The following is a 16485-nucleotide window of genomic DNA, read 5'->3' on the forward strand; positions in this document are numbered from 1 at the left end:
ACCACCCGACAAACTCAAGGAGATACACCATGGCTCTTCCCACCGACGTCACCACCGGCACCTGGACCCTCGACAACTCACACAGTGAGATCGGCTTCACCGTCCGGCACGCAGGCATCAGCAAGGTCCGCGGCCAGTTCAAGGAAGCAACCGCAACCCTGGACCTCGCGGAGAACGTGGCTGATTCCAAGATCAACGCCACCATCCAGACCGCAAGCTTCGATTCCGGCGATGTGAACCGCGACGGCCACGTCCGCGGCGAAGACTTCTTCGACGTCGAGAAGTTCCCGGAAATCTCCTTCGTCTCCAACGGCCTGGTGGCCAACGGCAACAGCTACGAGCTGACCGGTGACCTCACCATCAAGGGTGTTACCCGCCCCGTCTCGCTCGAGACCGAGTTCAACGGTGTGGCAGTGGACCCGTTCGGCATGACCCGCGCCGGCGTCTCCGCCGAAACCACCATCAGCCGCAAGGACTTCGGCCTGACCTGGAACGCCGTGCTCGAAGCCGGCGGTGTGCTGGTCAGCGACAAGGTTGCCATCAACCTTGAGCTGGCGTTCATCGCCCCCGCAGCCTAAGTTCCCTCGTTCAGATCACACCCCGGCCGCCGGTTTTCCCCAGGAATCCCGGCGGCCGGGGTGCTGCGTTTAAGGGGTGCACTGATTAAAGGATGCTTGCGTTTATCCCGGATCACCTTGCCGGAATGGCCCGCTGCGGGACCGGCCGGGGGTACGGTGGAGGTAAGCCGTACTGGGGGCAGGGCCAGTGGACTGTACCCAGCAGCCGAACTGATATCCGACCTGCAAAGGACCGCTCATGAGCACCCCCTCCGTCCCGCCTCCCGTTCCGAATGAACCCGAGCCCGGCAACCAGCCCCCGGCACCCCGCTACGGCGAGAACAGCCCGCAGTTCGGGCAGCCCACTCCGCCGGCGCCGCAGTACGGACAAAACGCACCCCAGTACGGGCAGAATGCTCCCCAGTACGGACAAAACGCACCCCAGTACGGGCAGAACCAGCCCCAGTTCGGTCAGAACCCGCCGCAGTACGGCCAGGGCACGCCCCAGCCGCCGGTGTACGGCCAGCAGCCTTACGGGCAGTCCCCCTACGCCCAGTACCCCTCCGAGCAGCCCCAGGCTGGCGGAGCCGCGGGGATTCCCAAACTGGTGAACATCTCGTTCTGGCTCCTCATTGCGTCCGGCGCCATTTTTGTGATCTCGACGCTTTTGGGGATCAACACCCTCGACGATCCCCAGATGCGGGGCACGTTCGAAGAAGCCATGCGGAGCGGCGGGGGAGCCGGCGCGGATGTGACGTACGAGGACCTCCAGGGCGTCATCGCCGGAACCCTCGTGGCCTTCGCCATCATTGGCGCCGCACTGTACGCACTGGTGGCTTTCTTTGTCCGCAAGGGCAAGAACTGGGCCCGGATCCTGGGCACCGTTTTCGCCGCCCTCTCCATCTTCGGGCTCTTCGGTGTCCCCAGTTTCGCAACCCTGGGAACCCTCGCAGGCATCGCCGCCATCGTGCTGCTGTACCTGCCCGCCGCGGCTCCGTACTTCCGTAAGCAGCAGCCCTTCGCCAATCCTTACGGCACCCCGGGCAACCCCTACGGCCAGTAACCCCACCGCCGGCCCTACCTCCCGGCCAGGACGCTCTCTCACTTACCGCAGGAAAAACCCTAACGCTCTATCACTCTCTTCAGGAGAGTGATAGAGCGTTTTGGTTTGGGCGACGGGAAGTGACAGAGCGTTGTGGAAAACCGTGCAGAAAGTGCGAGAGCGTTTGGGGGGGCGAGGTGCGCGTATGTCGGCGCGCGGGGCGAGGGATAAAAGGGGGCGCGGGGCGAGGCAGTCGGCGCGCGGGGTAAAGCGTGGGGGTGAGGCGGGGACTTAGGCGGTCTGCTCGGGGGCCTGTTCCGGGGCCTGGGCGCGTTGAGCGTGGTAGGCCAGGATCTGCAGTTCGGTGGCCATGTCCACCTTGCGGAGGTTGACGCTGGCCGGCACCTGCAGCATCACGGGGGCGAAGCTCAGGATGCTGTGGACGCCGGCCGCCACCACGCGGTCGCACACCTTTTGTGCCACTGCGGCCGGCAACGCCAGGACCACCATGTTCGCCCCGGTACGGTGAAGCACCGTCTCAAGGTCGGCGACGTCGCTCACGCGCAGCCAGCCCACTTCATTGCCAACTACCATCTGGTCCGCGTCAAAAATTGCCACCACATCAAACCCGCGGGACTCGAATCCCCCGTACCGGGCCAGGGCCTTGCCCAGGTTGCCGGCGCCAACAATGGCAACCTTCCAGTCACGCATCAGGCCGAGGGCCGCGGAGATGTGGCGGCTCAGGTACTGCACCTCGTAGCCGACCCCGCGCGTGCCGTAGGAGCCCACGTGGGAGAGGTCTTTGCGCAAGGTGGAGGAGCTGACGCCGGAGGCTTCCGCCAGGGACTCTGACGACACCCGCTCCACACCCTCTGACAGCAGGGTGTTCAGGGCGCGCAGGTAAATGGTCAGCCGGGCCACGGCTGCGGGCGGGATTTGTTTGGCGGGGTCGGCGCCGTGCAAAGCCGGCGCTTCGGGGACAACCGGGGATGATTCCAGCGAAGATGTCACTGTCCCCTCCATCCCGTCGCGTTGTGCCTCCACTCTAGAGCCCCGCCGCCGGTGCCAACAAAGCCTGCGCCATTGTGCGTAACCGCGTCCTTACTGGGCCATGGCGCGTTGGAGAACCCGTGCCAGCCGGATTTCATCGATCTTCCAGAAGTCCCGCTGGATGCCGTCCACCAGCACCACCGGGATTTCCTCGGCGTACCGCTCCCGCAGTTCAGGAAGACCGTCCACCAACTGCTCGGTCCATTCAAGTCCGAGTGAGGCAGAAACGCGTTCGACGGCGTCGCGCGCCTCTGCGCACAGGTGACAGTCAGCTTTGGTGATGAGCACGATGTCCGGTTTCGCCATGCATTAACCGTATCCCCCTTTGGGCAGGACCGCGGGGCGGGGGCTGCGGCGCCCCGGGCATTGACTAGACTCGTGGACATGCCCGAGGAGAAGTACGTCGCTGTTCTCACGCAGCCGGATGCGATGCCGCAGACCAGTGAAGCCGCCTTCTTCGACGTCGACAACACCCTCATGCGCGGCGCCAGCCTTTTCCACGTTGCCCGCAAGATGCACCAGCGCGGCGCCTTCACCCTGACGCAGGCTGCCGGATTTGCCTGGAAGCAATTCAAGTTTGTGGCCCGCGGCGAGAACATGGACGACGTCCACGCGGTCCGCGATTCGGCCCTCACGCTCGCAGAGGGCATCACCGTGGAAGACGTCAAGGCCCTGGGCGAAGAGGTCTACGACGAGATGATCGCGTCCAGGATCTGGCCCGGAGCCAAAGCCCTCGCCCAGCAGCATCTCCGCGTGGGCAGGCGCGTCTGGCTGGTCACTGGCACGCCCATCGAGGTTGCCGCGGTGATCTCAAGCCGGTTGGGCCTCACCGGCGCGCTGGGCACCGTGGGTGAGATCGCTGACGGAATGTACACCGGCCGGCTGGTGGGCGACATCCTGCACGGCTCCGCCAAGGCTGTGGCCGTCCAGGAACTCGCAGACCTGGAAGGCCTGGACCTGAAGCGTTGCTGGGCTTACAGCGATTCGTACAATGACATTCCGCTGCTGACCCTCGTGGGGCACCCGGTGGCCATCAACCCGGATGCCAGGCTCCGCCGCCACGCACGCGACCACAACTGGCCGGTCTACGACTTCCGCTCCGGCCGCCGCGCCGCCACCCTGGGACTCAAAGCGGCCACAGCCTGCGGCGCCGTCTACGGCCTCTGGCGCGGCTTCGCCCGCATCCGCGGCCCCCGGGTCTAGCCTGCCGCGCAACGGTTGCCCTCGACGTTTCACGTAGGAGCGCATCGCGGCCGAACGAGCGACAGAGGTCGCCCAGCGACCGGCGGAGCTCCTTTCGGTCGTGTCTAAGCGACGGTGAAACGTGGATGGCAACCTCCCGAAGACACAAAAATGCCCGCTGCCGGGAAGGCAACGGGCATTTCACGCAGTCCGAAGTATCTCTACTTCTTATTGCGGCGCTGGTGACGGGTCTTGCGAAGCAGCTTGCGGTGCTTCTTCTTGGCCATACGCTTGCGACGCTTCTTAATAACTGAACCCACGAAAGTTCCTCACAAACTAGATGCAGTACCTGTCTGATGGAACTGGTCCGTGAGCAGAGCTACAGACTGAAACAACTGACAGATTCTTACAATGACGTAAAACGTTCCTTAACAGGGTACCGCTTCTTTGCGGCGACTACTGACGGCAGCCTTTCCAGGGGCTGAAACCAGCGACATGTGTGCCTGGACTGCAGCCTGACTTGCGTTGGTGCTGATCAGGCGGTTTCGGAGTGGCCGTCCACCACAGCACCCTTGAGGTACTGTTCGACGGCGCTCTCCGGCACGCGGTACGAGCGGCCGAAACGCACCGCAGGCATTTCACCGGAATGGACCAACCGGTAAACGGTCATTTTGGAGACGCGCATGACCTCGGCCACTTCGGCGACGGTCAGGAACTTCGCGTTTGAGAAGTTCTGTTCTGCGGACATTTCCCTATTCCTTTGCTGACGGATGACGTGCATTGACCCCAGCTGTGTTTCCATTGCGGTGTGCCGATGCTGAGCCATCCACCAACCATGTGATAGATACTCTAGAGGTTCATGGGGCTGTAGTGAAAGTCATTGCGGGTAATCATTCCGCCGAGCGCCGCTTGCGTGCGGACGCCGCCAGCTGGTTGAGCACAGATACGGATACCTCCCAGTCCATGCACGCGTCCGTGACGCTCTGCCCGTAGACCAGCTCGGACCGCCCGGCAGCATGTTCAGCCACGTCAAGGTTCTGGGCACCGCCCACCAGGAAGCTCTCCAGCATGACCCCTGCAATGGCCTGCGCCGACTGGCCGCCGTCCTCCAGCTGCGCACCGATTTCCAGGGCAACTTCCGCCTGCCGGTGGTGGCTCTTGCCGCTGTTGGCGTGGCTGGCGTCCACGATCAGCCGCGGGTTCAACGCCTTTACGGCGAGCTTGCCGGAGGCGCTTTTGACGTCGGCAGCCGAGTAGTTGGGCCCCTTGCGGCCGCCACGGAGGATCACGTGCGTGTCCGGATTCCCGGCGGTGGCCACCAACGCCGCCCGGCCCTCGCCGTCGATCCCCAGGAATGCCTGAGCGGCGCCGGCGGCACCGCATGCATCGATCGCAACCTGGAGGTCGCCGTCGGTCCCGTTCTTGAAGCCGATGGGCATGGACAGGCCGGACGCCAGCTGGCGGTGGATCTGGCTTTCGGTGGTACGCGCGCCGATGGCTCCCCACGAGATCAGGTCCGCCATGTACTGCGGGCTGATCGGCTCGAGGAACTCGGTGGCGGTGGGCAGTCCGAGGGCGGTGACCTGCTGGAGGAACTGGCGGGCGGTCCGGAGCCCGGTTTCCATGTCGTGGCTGCCGTCCAGGCGCGGATCGTTGATCAGGCCCTTCCAGCCCACGGTGGTGCGCGGCTTTTCGAAGTAGGCCCGCATCACGATCAGGAGGTCTTCCTTGTGCTTCTCCGCCTGGCTCACCAGCCGGCGGGCGTACTCCAGGCCGGCCTTGGGATCGTGGATGGAGCAGGGGCCAACAATGACCAGCAGCCTGTCGTCCACGCCGTCCATGATGGCCCGGACCTCATCGCGGCCGCGTTCGACGACGCCGGCCACCCGGGCGTCCAGCGGCAGCTCTGCGATGAGCGCCTGGGGCGTGGGCAGCGGCGTGAATTCGCTGACGCGGAGGTTGGACGTGGATTTCGCTGCGGCTGCGCCCGGAGCTGCGCCTGACTCTGCGCTGGCGGGAGTGGTGGTGAGGGCTGGTGCGGTGTTCATGTGGGGTCCTGTTCCGGAGAGGAAGCGGGCCCGAATTCAGAACCCGCCGGGAAATGGCGAAGGGCAGAGAATGATCTCTGCCCTGTTGGCTCTGAAGGTGATTGGATGCGTGTCAGTTAGACGCGGGCCCCTCCAGAGCCAACGAAAAATACGCATACCAACGGTTTGTCATAGCCACACCATAACCACGCCCCGCGCCACCGGCAAAATCCAGCCACCTGCCGGCGTCACACCAGGTGTCACACACGCCGGCACCGGCTCAGCCCAGGAGCTTGCGGAGGAACTGCAGCTGCCTGATCCAGTGGTGCTCCTGGCCGCCCTCGTGGTTGTTGAACCGGTAGACCTCGATGTCCTTGGCGGCCCCGCTCCCGGACGCGCCGCCAAAACCCGCCCCGTACGCGTTGAAGCTGGCGAACACCGTGGACGGCGGGCAGATATCGTCCATCTGCGCCGCTGAGTACAGGGCCGGGACGGTTGCCCACCGGGCCAGGTTGACGCCGTCGAAGTAGTTCAGCACGTCCAAAATAGGCTCGTAGCGTTCCCGGTGCCGGGCCAGGAAGGCCGCGATCTCGGGGTAGGGGCCCCTGGGCGTGATGTCGATGGCACGGGGGAAGTCCTGCAGGAAGGGGACGTCGGGCAGCGCGGCGATCACGCCGTCGAGCCTTCCGGCCACCAGCCCGGCCGTTGCAACCACGATGCCGCCGCCCTGGCTGACGCCGGCGAGGACCACGCGGGAGGCATCCACCTCCGGGTGGGACTGGGCGGCTTCCACAGCGCGGAAAGCGTCAACATAGACCCGGCGGTAGTAGTAGTCCTCGCGGCTGCCCACCCCCCTGGTCATCAGGCCCGCATAGGCTACGTCGCCGGCGGACGGGTGCGGGTCCGGGGTGTTGCCGAGCGTCCCGCCGTAGCCCTGCCCCCTGGTGTCCATAATGAACTGCGCATAGCCCGCCTGGGCCCACCTGGTGTCCTGGTTGACCAGGCCGCGGCCGCCCGAGTAGCCGGCGTAATGAACGACGACGGGGAGCGGGGTTCCGGGGGCACGGTTCGCCGGGAGGTGGAGCCAGCCTTTGATCGGCGCACCGCCGTAGCCGTTGAACGTGACGTCGAACGTGTCGATGACGGCGAGGTAGTTCTCCACCGGTTCGAACGCGGCCGCGAGCGGGTACGCCCGGGCCTGATCAATGGTGCTGTCCCAGAAGGCCTGCAGGTCAGCGGGCGGCGTGACGGCTGAGGTGTAACCGCGCAGCTGGTCGAGAGGCAGGTCAAAGAGTGGCATCAGGCGGGTCCTTCCTGGGGTTAAAGCGATTCTAGAGCCGGGCGAGCTGCGGGGTGAACGTCTGCAGGGCGTGGCTGTTGACCACCAGACGCCGCAGTTCCCTGAGCCCGCCGGTGATCTGCCCGGCCGCGCGGGCCTGGACCAGGATGTTGCCCAGTGCCGTGGCCTCGACGGGTCCTGCCACCACGCGTTTGCCCGTGGCATCCGCGGTGAGCTGGCAGAGCAGCCGGTTCTGTGAGCCGCCGCCCACCACGTGGACCACGTCCACAGCCTGGTCGGCGAGGCGTTCGGCGTCGCGGATGGTGCGGGCGTAGCCGGTGGCGAGGCTGTCCATGATGCAGCGGGTGATGGCCGTGGGATCATCCGCCAGGAGGTCCCCGGTGCGGCGGACGGCGGAGCGGATCCGGTCCGGCATGTTGTCCGGGGCGATGAAATAGGGATCGTCAGGGTTGATCTGCGGCCCGCCCGAAGGCAGTGCCGCAGCAGCGGTCAGCAGCGCGCCGAGCTCCGGGGTGAAGCCTTCCGCTGTCCAGGTCCGCTGGCATTCGCTGAGCAGCCAGAGGCCGCCCATGTTGCGGAGGTAGCGGATGGTGCCGTCCACGCCGCGTTCGTTGGTGAAGTTCGCTGCCCGGCTGGCCTCGGTCAGGACCGGGTGCTTGAGCTCCAGTCCCACCAGCGACCAAGTTCCCGAGGAAATGTAGGCGAAGTTGTTTTCCTGCGCGGGGACGGCGGCGACGGCGGACGCGGTGTCGTGCGAGCCGACGGCCACCACCTTGGTGCCGGCGGGCAGTCCCACGCGGGACGCGACCTCCGGCAGCAGGGTGCCCACGGTTTCGCAGGGTTCGATCAGCGGCGGGAACAGCTTTTTGGGCAGGCCCAGGGCGCTGAGGAACTCCGTGGCCCACTCCCCCGCCACGGCGTCAAACAGGCCGGTGGTGGAGGCGTTGGTGGATTCAGTCCGGCGCTGCCCGGTCAGGAGGAACGCAATCAGGTCCGGGATCAGGAGGGCCTGCAGGCCGTCCAGGTCCGGCTCGGTGGCCAGCTGGTAGAGGGTGTTGAACTGCAGGAACTGCAGGCCCGTGGTGCCGTAAAGCCGGGCACCGTCCAGTTTTTCGTGCACGGGTGCGACGGCGGCGCGGCTGCGGTCATCGCGGTAGCTGTACGGCTGCGCGGTGAGTTCGCCCTTCGCGTCTACCAGGCCGTAGTCAACAGCCCAGGTGTCGATGCCGATGCTCGTGATGGTTTCGTTCTTTGCCGCCGCTGCCGTGGCAGCAGCCGCGAGGCCCGTCAGCACCTCGGCGAACAGGGCGTCGAAATCCCAGCGGAGTCCGCCGTCGAGCTCCACCACACCGTTGGGGAAGCGGTGGACCACTTCGAGCTCAACGCCGGGGCCGCTCACACGGCCCAGGATGACGCGGCCGGAGGAGGCGCCAATATCCACCGCGGCGAAAACACTGCCGGCAGAGGCCTGGCCGGAGGGGCCAGCGGCGGACACCGCCCCGGCTGTTGCCGGGGCGGTGTCCTGTGCTGCTGTTTTGCTCATCGCAGGAAGGCTGCTGCCACACCGGCGTCCACGGGGATGTGGAGTCCGGTGGTGTGGGACAGTTCCGCGCTGGTGAGCACCGCTGCGGCGTTGGCCACGTGCTCGGGCAGGACTTCGCGCTTGAGCAGGGTCCGCTGGGCGTAGTACTTGCCCAGTTCCTGCTCGTCCACGCCGTAGACCGCAGCGCGCTTGGCGCCCCAGCCGCCGGCGAAGATCCCTGAGCCGCGGACCACGCCGTCGGGGTTGATGCCGTTGACGCGGATGCCGTGCTCACCGAGTTCGGCTGCGAGCAGGCGGACCTGGTGGGCCTGGTCTGCCTTGGTGGCGGAGTAGGCGATGTTGTTCGGGCCGGCGAAGACGGAGTTCTTGGAGGAGATGTAGATGACGTCGCCGCCCATTTCCTGGGCGATCATCACCTTCGCTGCGGCCTTGGAAACCAGGAACGAGCCCTTAGCCATCACGTTGTGCTGCAGGTCCCAGTCCTTCTCGGTGGTCTCCAGCAGCGGCTTGGAGATGGACAGCCCGGCGTTGTTGACCACCAGGTCCAGCCCGCCGAACGCGAGCACGGCGGCGTCGATCGCGGCGATGACCTGTGCCTCGTCCGTGACGTCTGCCTGGACACCGATGGCAACGTCCGCGCCGCCAAGTTCCGCGGCGACGGCCTGGGCGTTCTCAAGGTTCAGGTCGGCAATGACCACGCACGCGCCGTCGGACGCCAACCGAGTGGCGATTGCCTTGCCGATGCCCGACGCCGCACCGGTCACCAAAGCGATGCGGGTCGCGTGGGACTTGGGCTTGGGCAGGCGGGCCAGCTTGGCCTCCTCCAGCGCCCAGTACTCGATCCGGAACTTCTCGGATTCCTCGATCGGGGCGTAGGTGGAGATCGCCTCGGCACCGCGCATCACGTTGATGGCGTTGATGTAGAACTCGCCTGCCACGCGGGCGGTCTGCTTGTTCGCGCCGTAGGAGAACATGCCCACGCCCGGGATCAGGACAATCGCCGGGTCAGCGCCGCGCAGCGCCGGGGAATCAGCGTCGGCGTGGCGGTCGTAGTAGGCCTGGTAATCCACCCGGTACTCAGCGTGAAGTTCCTTCAGCCGGGCGATGGAGTCCTCGATGGACGCGTCGGCGGGCAGGTCAAGGATGAGCGGCTTGACCTTGGTGCGCAGGAAGTGGTCCGGGCAGGAGGTGCCCAGCGCACCGAGGCGCGGGTGCTCGGCCGCTGCGAGGAAGTCAAGGACGACGGCGTCATCACTGAAGTGCCCCAGCTGCGGCTTGTCGGTGGACGCCAGTCCCCGGATCACCGGGGCCAGCGCGGCGGCCTTGGCGCGGCGCTCGGCCTCGGGCAGGGCACCGTAACCGTCCAGCGCGGGGCCGAACGGTTCGGCCGTGCCGTTATCTGCGATGTACTTCTCGGCCTGTTCGATGATCCAGAGCGAGTTGGTTTCTGCTTCTTCAGAGGTGGCGCCCCAGGCGGTGATGCCGTGGCCGCCCAGGATGGTGCCGATGGCCTGGGGGTTGGCTTCCTTGATCGCGGCGATATCCAGGCCAAGCTGGAAACCGGGCCGGCGCCAGGGCACCCAGACCACTTTGTTGCCGAAGATCTTGGTGGTCAGGGCCTCGCCGTCCACTGCGGTGGCAATGGCGATCCCGGAATCCGGGTGCAGGTGGTCCACGTGCGCGGCGTCCACCAGGCCATGCATGGCGGTATCGATCGACGGCGCGGCGCCGCCCTTGCCGTGCAGGCAGTAGTCGAACGCGGCCACCATTTCGTCTTCGCGCTCAACGCCCGGGTACACGTTCTTCAACGCATTCAGCCGGTCCAGGCGCAGGACCGCGAGGTTCCCTGCCTGCAGCGTGCCCAGGTCCCCACCGGAGCCCTTGACCCACAAAAGCTCGACGTCCTCGCCGGTGACCGGGTCCTTCTCCGTGCCCTTGGCAGAGGTGTTGCCGCCGGCAAAGTTGGTGTTCCGCTTGTCCGCACCCAGGCGGTTGGAACGGGAAATCAGGTCTTCAACAGTCTTGTTAGTGCTCATGCTCTTATGCGCCCCATCCGGCTTGCTGGCCGCCGACGCGGTCCTCATTGATCTGTTTCTGGTAGCCGCTGGCCTTGAAGGCGGCCATCGGGTCTGCGGGCAGGCCGCGCTCTTCACGCCATGCGGCCAGGATGGGCCGGACGTCGGTGTAGAAGGCATCGTTGAAGACACCGTTGGCAGCCAGGACATCCCCGGAACGCTGGGCCTCTGCCAGGGCGGCGGTGTCCACCAGCATGGCGCGGGCCGTCATTTCCTGGACGTTCAGGACCGAGCGGATCTGGCCCGGGATCTTCTCTTCCAGGTTGTGGCACTGGTCCAGCATGAGGGCCACGCCGGAATCCTTGCCGAAGCCGCCGCCGCGGATGACCTCGTACATGATGCGGAACAGCTGGAACGGATCAGCAGCTCCAACGATCAGGTCATCGTCCGCGTAGAAGCGGGAGTTGAAGTCGAAGGAACCGAGCTTGCCCAGGCGCAGCAGCTGCATCACGATGAACTCGATGTTGGTGCCCGGGGCGTGGTGGCCGGTATCCAGGCAGACCATGGCTTTGTCCCCGAGGGCCAGGGTCTGCGCGTAGGACGTTCCCCAGTCCGGAACATCGGTGTGGTAGAAAGCCGGCTCGAAGAACTTGTACTCAAGGACCAGCCGCTGGTTCTCGCCCAGGCCGGCATAGATCTCCTGCAGGGACTCAGCCAGGCGGTCCTGGCGGCCACGCATGTCGTCCTGGCCCGGGTAGTTCGTGCCGTCCGCCAGCCAGACCTTCAGGTCCTGTGACCCGGTGGCATGCATGATCTCGATGCAGTCCAGGTGATGCGCGATGGCCCGCCGCCGGACCGTCTCGTTGGAGGAGGTCAGGGAGCCGAACTTGTACTCGTCATCCTGGAATGTGTTGGAGTTGATGGTGCCCAAGCCCACGCCCAGGCCCGCCGCGTACTCCTTCAGTGCCGCGTAGTCATCCACCTTGTCCCAGGGGATGTGCAGGGCCACCGTGGGAGCGAGCCCGGTCAGCTCATTCACCTTGGCCGCGTCAGCGATCTTTTCCTGCACGGTCCGCGGGGTGCCCGGCGTACCGAACACCTTAAAGCGCGTACCTGAATTTCCATAAGCCCACGAAGGGACTTCGATGGCAAGCTCTCCGAGCCTGCCCAGCGCCGTTGCTACGTCATTCATGTGGGATTCTCTCCGGTGTTTGTGGTGCTGCGAATACGGTGTGGTGATGCGGGCCCGCTGCAGGAACCCGGGTAGGTCAGCTGGCTGTGGACTCCGCCGCCGCCAGTTGATCGTCAAGATTGAAGACTTCTTCGAGGACGTGGAACCCTTGGTCGGGCACCTGGTCCGGGTTGTCAAAAAGAGTGGCCATCTCGGCCTGCCAGCGCGCATTTACGTCAGCCAGAGCCATCCGGGCGCGGACGGCGTCGAAGTCGTCGCATTCGACGTAGCCGATGAGGAGCCCGTCCTCGCCCAGGAAGAGCGAGTAGTTGTTCCAGCCGGCATTCTTTAGGGCCACGAGCATCTCGGGCCACACGGCAGCGTGGCGGCGCTTGTACTCCCCGATCAGCGCTGGCTGGACCGAGGAACGGAAACACACCCTCATTGGCGACTCTCCTGAACTTTCAAATCTTTGAATCGTTTCATTGTTACGATTCAAAGTACTCTGGAAGACAAGAAGGTGTCAAGCATTCCACTCCCATTGCCCCAAGGAATTACTGGACCCCCAGATCAGCACGGAGAATCATGAACCGCTCAACAAGCATCAAGGACGTCGCCAACCACGCCAGCGTTGCCGTGGGCACCGTCTCAAACGTCCTGAACTACCCGGATCGGGTGTCCCAGCGGACCAAGGAGCGCGTGCTGCGGGCCATCGACGAACTGGGCTTTGTCCGGAATGACGCCGCCCGCCAGCTCCGGGCCGGACACAGCCGGACCATCGGGCTGATTGTCCTGGACGTGGGCAACCCCTTCTTCACTTCTGTGGTGCGCGCAGCCGAAGACGCTGCAGCGCTTCAGGGCAGCGCCGTCCTGCTGGGCGACAGCGGCCACAACGCCAGCCGGGAATCCAATTACATCGACCTTTTCCAGGAGCAGCGCGTCCAGGGACTCCTGATCTCTCCTGTGGGAGACGTCACCGAGCGGCTGAATCTGCTCCGCGACCGCGGCATCCCCACAGTGCTGGTGGACCGGCTGGCCGATGAGGACAAGTACAGTTCGGTCTCCGTGGACGACGACGCCGGCGGTTATCTCGCTGCCCGGCACCTGCTGGACACCGGCCGCCGTCGGCTCGCCTTTGTGGGCGGCCCCACCTCCATCCGCCAGGTGGCCGACCGCCTTCAGGGCGCACGGCGTGCGGTGAAGGAAGAGCCGGACGCCACGTTGGAGGTCCTCGATTCAGACGGGCAGACAGTGCTGGCGGGCCGCAGCGTGGGCAACGTGCTGGTGGAGCGCGGGCGCGGGGACCTTCCGGACGGCATCTTCTGCGCCAACGATCTCCTGGCCCTGGGCGTCATGCAATCCCTGACCATGACGCACACCCTGAAAATTCCCGAGGACATTGCGCTGATCGGTTACGACGACATCGATTTCGCCGTCTCGGCCGTAGTCCCCCTTTCCTCCATCCGGCAGCCCACCGAGGCGCTGGGCCGCACCGCCATCGAGCTGCTGGCGGAGGAACTTGAGTCCAACAGTCCGCGGCACCGGGCCGTGATCTTCACTCCGGAGCTGGTGGTGCGCCAGAGCACCGGGCAGGCTAAAGGCCCCTCCGCGGGTTAGGGTCACCGCTCCGGCCGACGCCTGCAATTTCCTCTTGTCAGGTCCTCCAAACAGTGGGAATCTGCTGGGAGGAGAGAGGTCCGTGAGTCCAATGACACAAAGCACGGAGATCGGCCGCATCGCCGTCGATGAACTGCAGGCATCCTTTCGGGGCGACCTCGTCAGCCCGGATGATGCCGGCTACGACGAACACCGCAGGGTGTGGAACGGATCGATTGACCGCCGTCCCGCACTCATAGCCCGCTGCACCGGCGTCGCGGACGTGCGGGCCGCCATCCGGTTCGGCCGCCTGCACGGCCTTCAGGTCGCCGTGCGGGGAGGCGGCCACAGCTTCCCCGGGCTCTCAGTCTGCGACGACGGGATGGTCATCGATCTCGCGCCCATGAAGGGCATCCGGGTGGACCCCGCGGCGCGGACGGCCCGCGTCCAGGCCGGTGTGCTGCTCGGCGAACTCGACCGCGAAACGCAGGAGTTCGGGCTCGCTGTCCCGTCAGGGATCGTCACCCACACAGGGGTTGCCGGGCTGACGCTCGGCGGCGGCATCGGCTGGATCATGCGCAAGCACGGACTCACCATCGACAACCTGCTTTCCGTTGACCTTGTCACGGCCGACGGCGAGCTAGTGACCGCCAGTCAAGACCGGAACGCCGACCTGTTCTGGGGCGTGCGGGGCGGCGGCGGGAACTTCGGCATCGTCACCGAGTTCGAGTTCCGGCTGGTCTCTGTGGGTCCGTCCGTAATGGCGGGGCCGGTCTTCTGGCCCATGGAGGACGCCCCGGACGTGCTGCGGTTTTACCGCGACTGGCTCGCGGACTGCCCCGACGAACTCATGACCGTGGCGGTGCAGCGCCGAGCCCCCGCGCTGCCGATCGTCCCCCCGGAGCTGGTGGGCAGGCGGGTCCTGGCCATCACCTCCTGCTATGCGGGATCCGTGGAGGACGGTGAACGGGTGATGCGGCCCATGAAGGAATTCGGGTCCCCGGTCCTGGATTTCTGCCGGCCGAAACCGTTCCTGGAACACCAGAGAACGTTCGATCCCTCGTTCCCCCACGGCTGGTCCTACTACGTCCGGTCCTGTGACATCGCCACCCTGAGCGACGAGGTGATCGACGTTGTCGCCGAGTACGGCATGCGCATCACGTCCCCGGTCACCAGCGTGGCCATGTGGCAGATGGGCGGCGCGGTGGCGCGGATCGGCAACGACGCCACGGCGTTCAACGGGCGAAACGCGGGGTTTACGTTCAACATCAACGGCAACAGCAAGACCGCCGAGGGTTTCGATGCCGAGCGTCAATGGGCCCGTGATTACTGGTCTGCGCTGGCACCCCACCACACCAGCGTCTACGTGAACTTCCTGATGGAAGAGGGCGAGGAGCGCGTCAGGCAGGCCTATGGAGCCGCCAAATACGAGCGGCTGAAGGCGCTCAAGCGCACGTACGATCCCACCAACTTCTTCAGACTCAACCAGAACATCAAGCCCGGCTGAGAGACTACAGCTTCTCCACCGTGAGGTTCCGGTAGGCCGCTTTCAGTGGCGCCATCTGGCGGAACCCGAGGCGACCGCCGCCCAGTGCTTTGCCGGACTGGTCGGTCCATTCAAAAAGGGGCAGCCCGTTGATGGAGAACGCCGCCCGCGGGCCGTCCTTGACCACTTCCATGCGGTAAAAGTCCAGAGCATCCTCGGTGGGCGGCAGGGGGTCTGCGCCCTGGGCCACCAGTTCAAAACCGGCGCTCTTGCGGAGGTTACAGGTGCGGAAGGCCCGCTCTGATTCGTGTTTGTGCCGGAAATAGGACACATGCAGGGCATCGATGTCACCCGAGTGGTACTGCGGGTAATAGCCCGTCCGCGGCGCCAGTCCTGACGAAAAGAGGTCGTGGCCGCCCTGCCCTGTTGCGGCAAAAAAGACCATCGCCAGCCCAGGCTCTGCGAGAGGCAGGAACTCCCAGCTGATCCGGATGCCGTCCGGGAACTCCACGGGGCACCAGAACGTCCAGTGCGCATGGTCCCCGAACTCTTCGTCATTGACCGAGCTGGACAGCTCCAGTGCGCCTCCGGGGCTGCCCAGGCTCAGCGGCCCCTCGGCTACCCAGTCCGCCACATCCTCCGCGCCGGCGAGCGGATTGCTGTACAGCAGCCCGCCGCCGGAGTGCGCCGCGCTAACCGGCACCGCGCCCATGTGCGGCGCGCCCACCTAGCCCCGCACCGCCGTCGGCAGCCCCGACTCCGCAAGTCCCGCCGTCGTTCTTAACTGCAACGCGGGGTTACTCCCGGCCGAATCGTCGCCGCTTACCGGGCCGGATGTGGTTCCGCGTTGCTTGGAGCCGTAGCCGAGCCGAGCCAGCTGGGCGGCGACTTCAGCCGCCACCAGCGAAGCGCCGTCTTGGGAGAAGTGCGTGTTGTCCGCGAGCCCGGACGGCCAGAAGGCGTGCTCACCCGGGCCGAAATGGCAGAACAGGGACTTGGACTCCTCGACACCCAGCTCCACGTACAGCGTGCGGGTCCAGGAGTTGAGGTCGACGACGGGCAGCTTCAGCTCGAGCCCGATCTCCCGTACCACTTCGGGGTAATCCTCCAGGCTCTCCTCGAGGACGGCGCGGCTGCCCGCGCCGTCGAGGAAGTGCCGCCGCTCCACGGATGTGCAGAGCACCGGCACGGCGCCCCGCGCACGGACCTCGCCCACCATGGTGCGCAGGTTGGCGGCGTAGCCGGTCCTGGCAGCGAGGTGGGCCTTCTTCTGGTCGTTGTGGCCAAACTGGATCAGGACGAGATCGTCCACTTCGGCAGTTTCCAGCAGTTGCGCCCACAGCCCCTCCTCGCGGAAGGACTCCGTACTGGCGCCGCCCTTGGCGAAGTTGTAGACCGCTGCCCAGGCGTACACGTGCCGGGGCAGCTGCGCACCCCAGCCGCTCATGGGGTACTCGTGGGTGGGACAGGTCGCCACGGTGGAATCTCCGGCGAGCAGGATTTTCATGATGTGCTT

General features: G+C 65.8%; 17 protein-coding genes. 5 read left to right on the forward strand and 12 right to left on the reverse strand.

Annotation, left to right across the window (positions count from 1 at the left end; all coding sequences use genetic code 11):
- Positions 1 to 29: 29 nt before the first annotated feature.
- Together ACP7AX_RS15675 and ACP7AX_RS15680 are read left to right on the forward strand one after the other, a co-directional pair.
- Positions 30 to 578 carry a YceI family protein gene (locus ACP7AX_RS15675; RefSeq protein WP_131683851.1) on the forward strand — a complete coding sequence of 183 codons (549 nt, stop codon included), beginning with the start codon at positions 30 to 32 and terminating at the stop codon, positions 576 to 578.
- A 238-nt stretch (positions 579 to 816) separates the two neighbouring features.
- Positions 817 to 1620 carry a hypothetical protein gene (locus tag ACP7AX_RS15680; protein WP_426227661.1) on the forward strand — a complete coding sequence of 268 codons (804 nt, stop codon included), beginning with the start codon at positions 817 to 819 and terminating at the stop codon, positions 1618 to 1620.
- A 270-nt stretch (positions 1621 to 1890) separates the two neighbouring features.
- On the opposite strand, the gene ACP7AX_RS15685 is transcribed toward ACP7AX_RS15680, so the two are convergent.
- Together ACP7AX_RS15685 and ACP7AX_RS15690 are read right to left on the reverse strand one after the other, a co-directional pair.
- Positions 1891 to 2622: a redox-sensing transcriptional repressor Rex gene (locus ACP7AX_RS15685; protein WP_131683907.1), complete on the reverse strand. Its 732-nt coding sequence runs from the start codon at positions 2620 to 2622 to the stop codon at positions 1891 to 1893.
- A gap of 78 nt (positions 2623 to 2700) precedes the next feature.
- Entirely contained in the window at positions 2701 to 2955 is a 255-nt protein-coding gene (locus tag ACP7AX_RS15690) for a glutaredoxin family protein (protein WP_426227663.1), read from the reverse strand.
- 78 nt (positions 2956 to 3033) lie between these two features.
- On the opposite strand from ACP7AX_RS15690, the gene ACP7AX_RS15695 reads away from it, so the two are divergent.
- Entirely contained in the window at positions 3034 to 3852 is an 819-nt protein-coding gene (locus ACP7AX_RS15695) for an HAD family hydrolase (protein ID WP_426227665.1), read from the forward strand.
- Positions 3853 to 4052: 200 nt separating this feature from the next.
- Here the strand turns inward: ACP7AX_RS15695 and ACP7AX_RS15700 are convergent, their stop codons facing one another.
- From ACP7AX_RS15700 to ACP7AX_RS15735, 8 genes are all read right to left on the reverse strand, one after another.
- Positions 4053 to 4151 carry a 30S ribosomal protein bS22 gene (locus ACP7AX_RS15700; RefSeq protein WP_003792170.1) on the reverse strand — a complete coding sequence of 33 codons (99 nt, stop codon included), beginning with the start codon at positions 4149 to 4151 and terminating at the stop codon, positions 4053 to 4055.
- A 215-nt stretch (positions 4152 to 4366) separates the two neighbouring features.
- Complete coding sequence (locus ACP7AX_RS15705) at positions 4367 to 4579, reverse strand: helix-turn-helix domain-containing protein (RefSeq protein WP_058931377.1); 213 nt, start codon at positions 4577 to 4579, stop codon at positions 4367 to 4369.
- Between the two features lie 142 nt (positions 4580 to 4721).
- Positions 4722 to 5879 carry a 3-deoxy-7-phosphoheptulonate synthase gene (locus tag ACP7AX_RS15710; protein WP_426227668.1) on the reverse strand — a complete coding sequence of 386 codons (1158 nt, stop codon included), beginning with the start codon at positions 5877 to 5879 and terminating at the stop codon, positions 4722 to 4724.
- A gap of 259 nt (positions 5880 to 6138) precedes the next feature.
- A complete protein-coding gene (locus ACP7AX_RS15715) occupies positions 6139 to 7158 on the reverse strand; it encodes an acetylxylan esterase (protein WP_426227670.1) in 1020 nt (339 codons plus the stop codon).
- Positions 7159 to 7189: 31 nt separating this feature from the next.
- Positions 7190 to 8701: a rhamnulokinase gene (locus tag ACP7AX_RS15720; RefSeq protein WP_426227672.1), complete on the reverse strand. Its 1512-nt coding sequence runs from the start codon at positions 8699 to 8701 to the stop codon at positions 7190 to 7192.
- Entirely contained in the window at positions 8698 to 10737 is a 2040-nt protein-coding gene (locus ACP7AX_RS15725) for a bifunctional aldolase/short-chain dehydrogenase (protein ID WP_426227674.1), read from the reverse strand. The genes ACP7AX_RS15720 and ACP7AX_RS15725 overlap by 4 nt, the downstream gene beginning before the upstream one ends.
- Before the next feature lie 4 nt (positions 10738 to 10741).
- Positions 10742 to 11908, reverse strand: coding sequence for an L-rhamnose isomerase (rhaI, locus tag ACP7AX_RS15730; protein ID WP_131683859.1), 1167 nt, complete (start codon positions 11906 to 11908; stop codon positions 10742 to 10744).
- Positions 11909 to 11984: 76 nt separating this feature from the next.
- Positions 11985 to 12332, reverse strand: coding sequence for an L-rhamnose mutarotase (locus ACP7AX_RS15735; protein WP_426227677.1), 348 nt, complete (start codon positions 12330 to 12332; stop codon positions 11985 to 11987).
- A gap of 140 nt (positions 12333 to 12472) precedes the next feature.
- Here ACP7AX_RS15735 and ACP7AX_RS15740 point away from each other — a divergent pair, with 140 nt between their 5' ends.
- Together ACP7AX_RS15740 and ACP7AX_RS15745 are read left to right on the forward strand one after the other, a co-directional pair.
- Positions 12473 to 13504, forward strand: coding sequence for a substrate-binding domain-containing protein (locus ACP7AX_RS15740; RefSeq protein ID WP_131683861.1), 1032 nt, complete (start codon positions 12473 to 12475; stop codon positions 13502 to 13504).
- A gap of 91 nt (positions 13505 to 13595) precedes the next feature.
- Complete coding sequence (locus ACP7AX_RS15745) at positions 13596 to 14990, forward strand: FAD-binding oxidoreductase (RefSeq protein WP_426227711.1); 1395 nt, start codon at positions 13596 to 13598, stop codon at positions 14988 to 14990.
- Between the two features lie 4 nt (positions 14991 to 14994).
- Here ACP7AX_RS15745 and ACP7AX_RS15750 read toward each other — a convergent pair whose 3' ends face one another.
- Both ACP7AX_RS15750 and ACP7AX_RS15755 read right to left on the reverse strand, forming a co-directional pair.
- A complete protein-coding gene (locus ACP7AX_RS15750; protein WP_426227679.1) occupies positions 14995 to 15681 on the reverse strand; it encodes a DUF1961 family protein in 687 nt (228 codons plus the stop codon).
- A gap of 15 nt (positions 15682 to 15696) precedes the next feature.
- Entirely contained in the window at positions 15697 to 16476 is a 780-nt protein-coding gene (locus ACP7AX_RS15755; protein WP_426227681.1) for a rhamnogalacturonan acetylesterase, read from the reverse strand.
- Positions 16477 to 16485 lie beyond the last annotated feature (9 nt).

The sequence above is a fragment of the Pseudarthrobacter sp. DSP2-3-2b1 genome (genome assembly GCF_049895945.1).
In the GTDB taxonomy this organism is placed as follows: domain Bacteria; phylum Actinomycetota; class Actinomycetes; order Actinomycetales; family Micrococcaceae; genus Arthrobacter.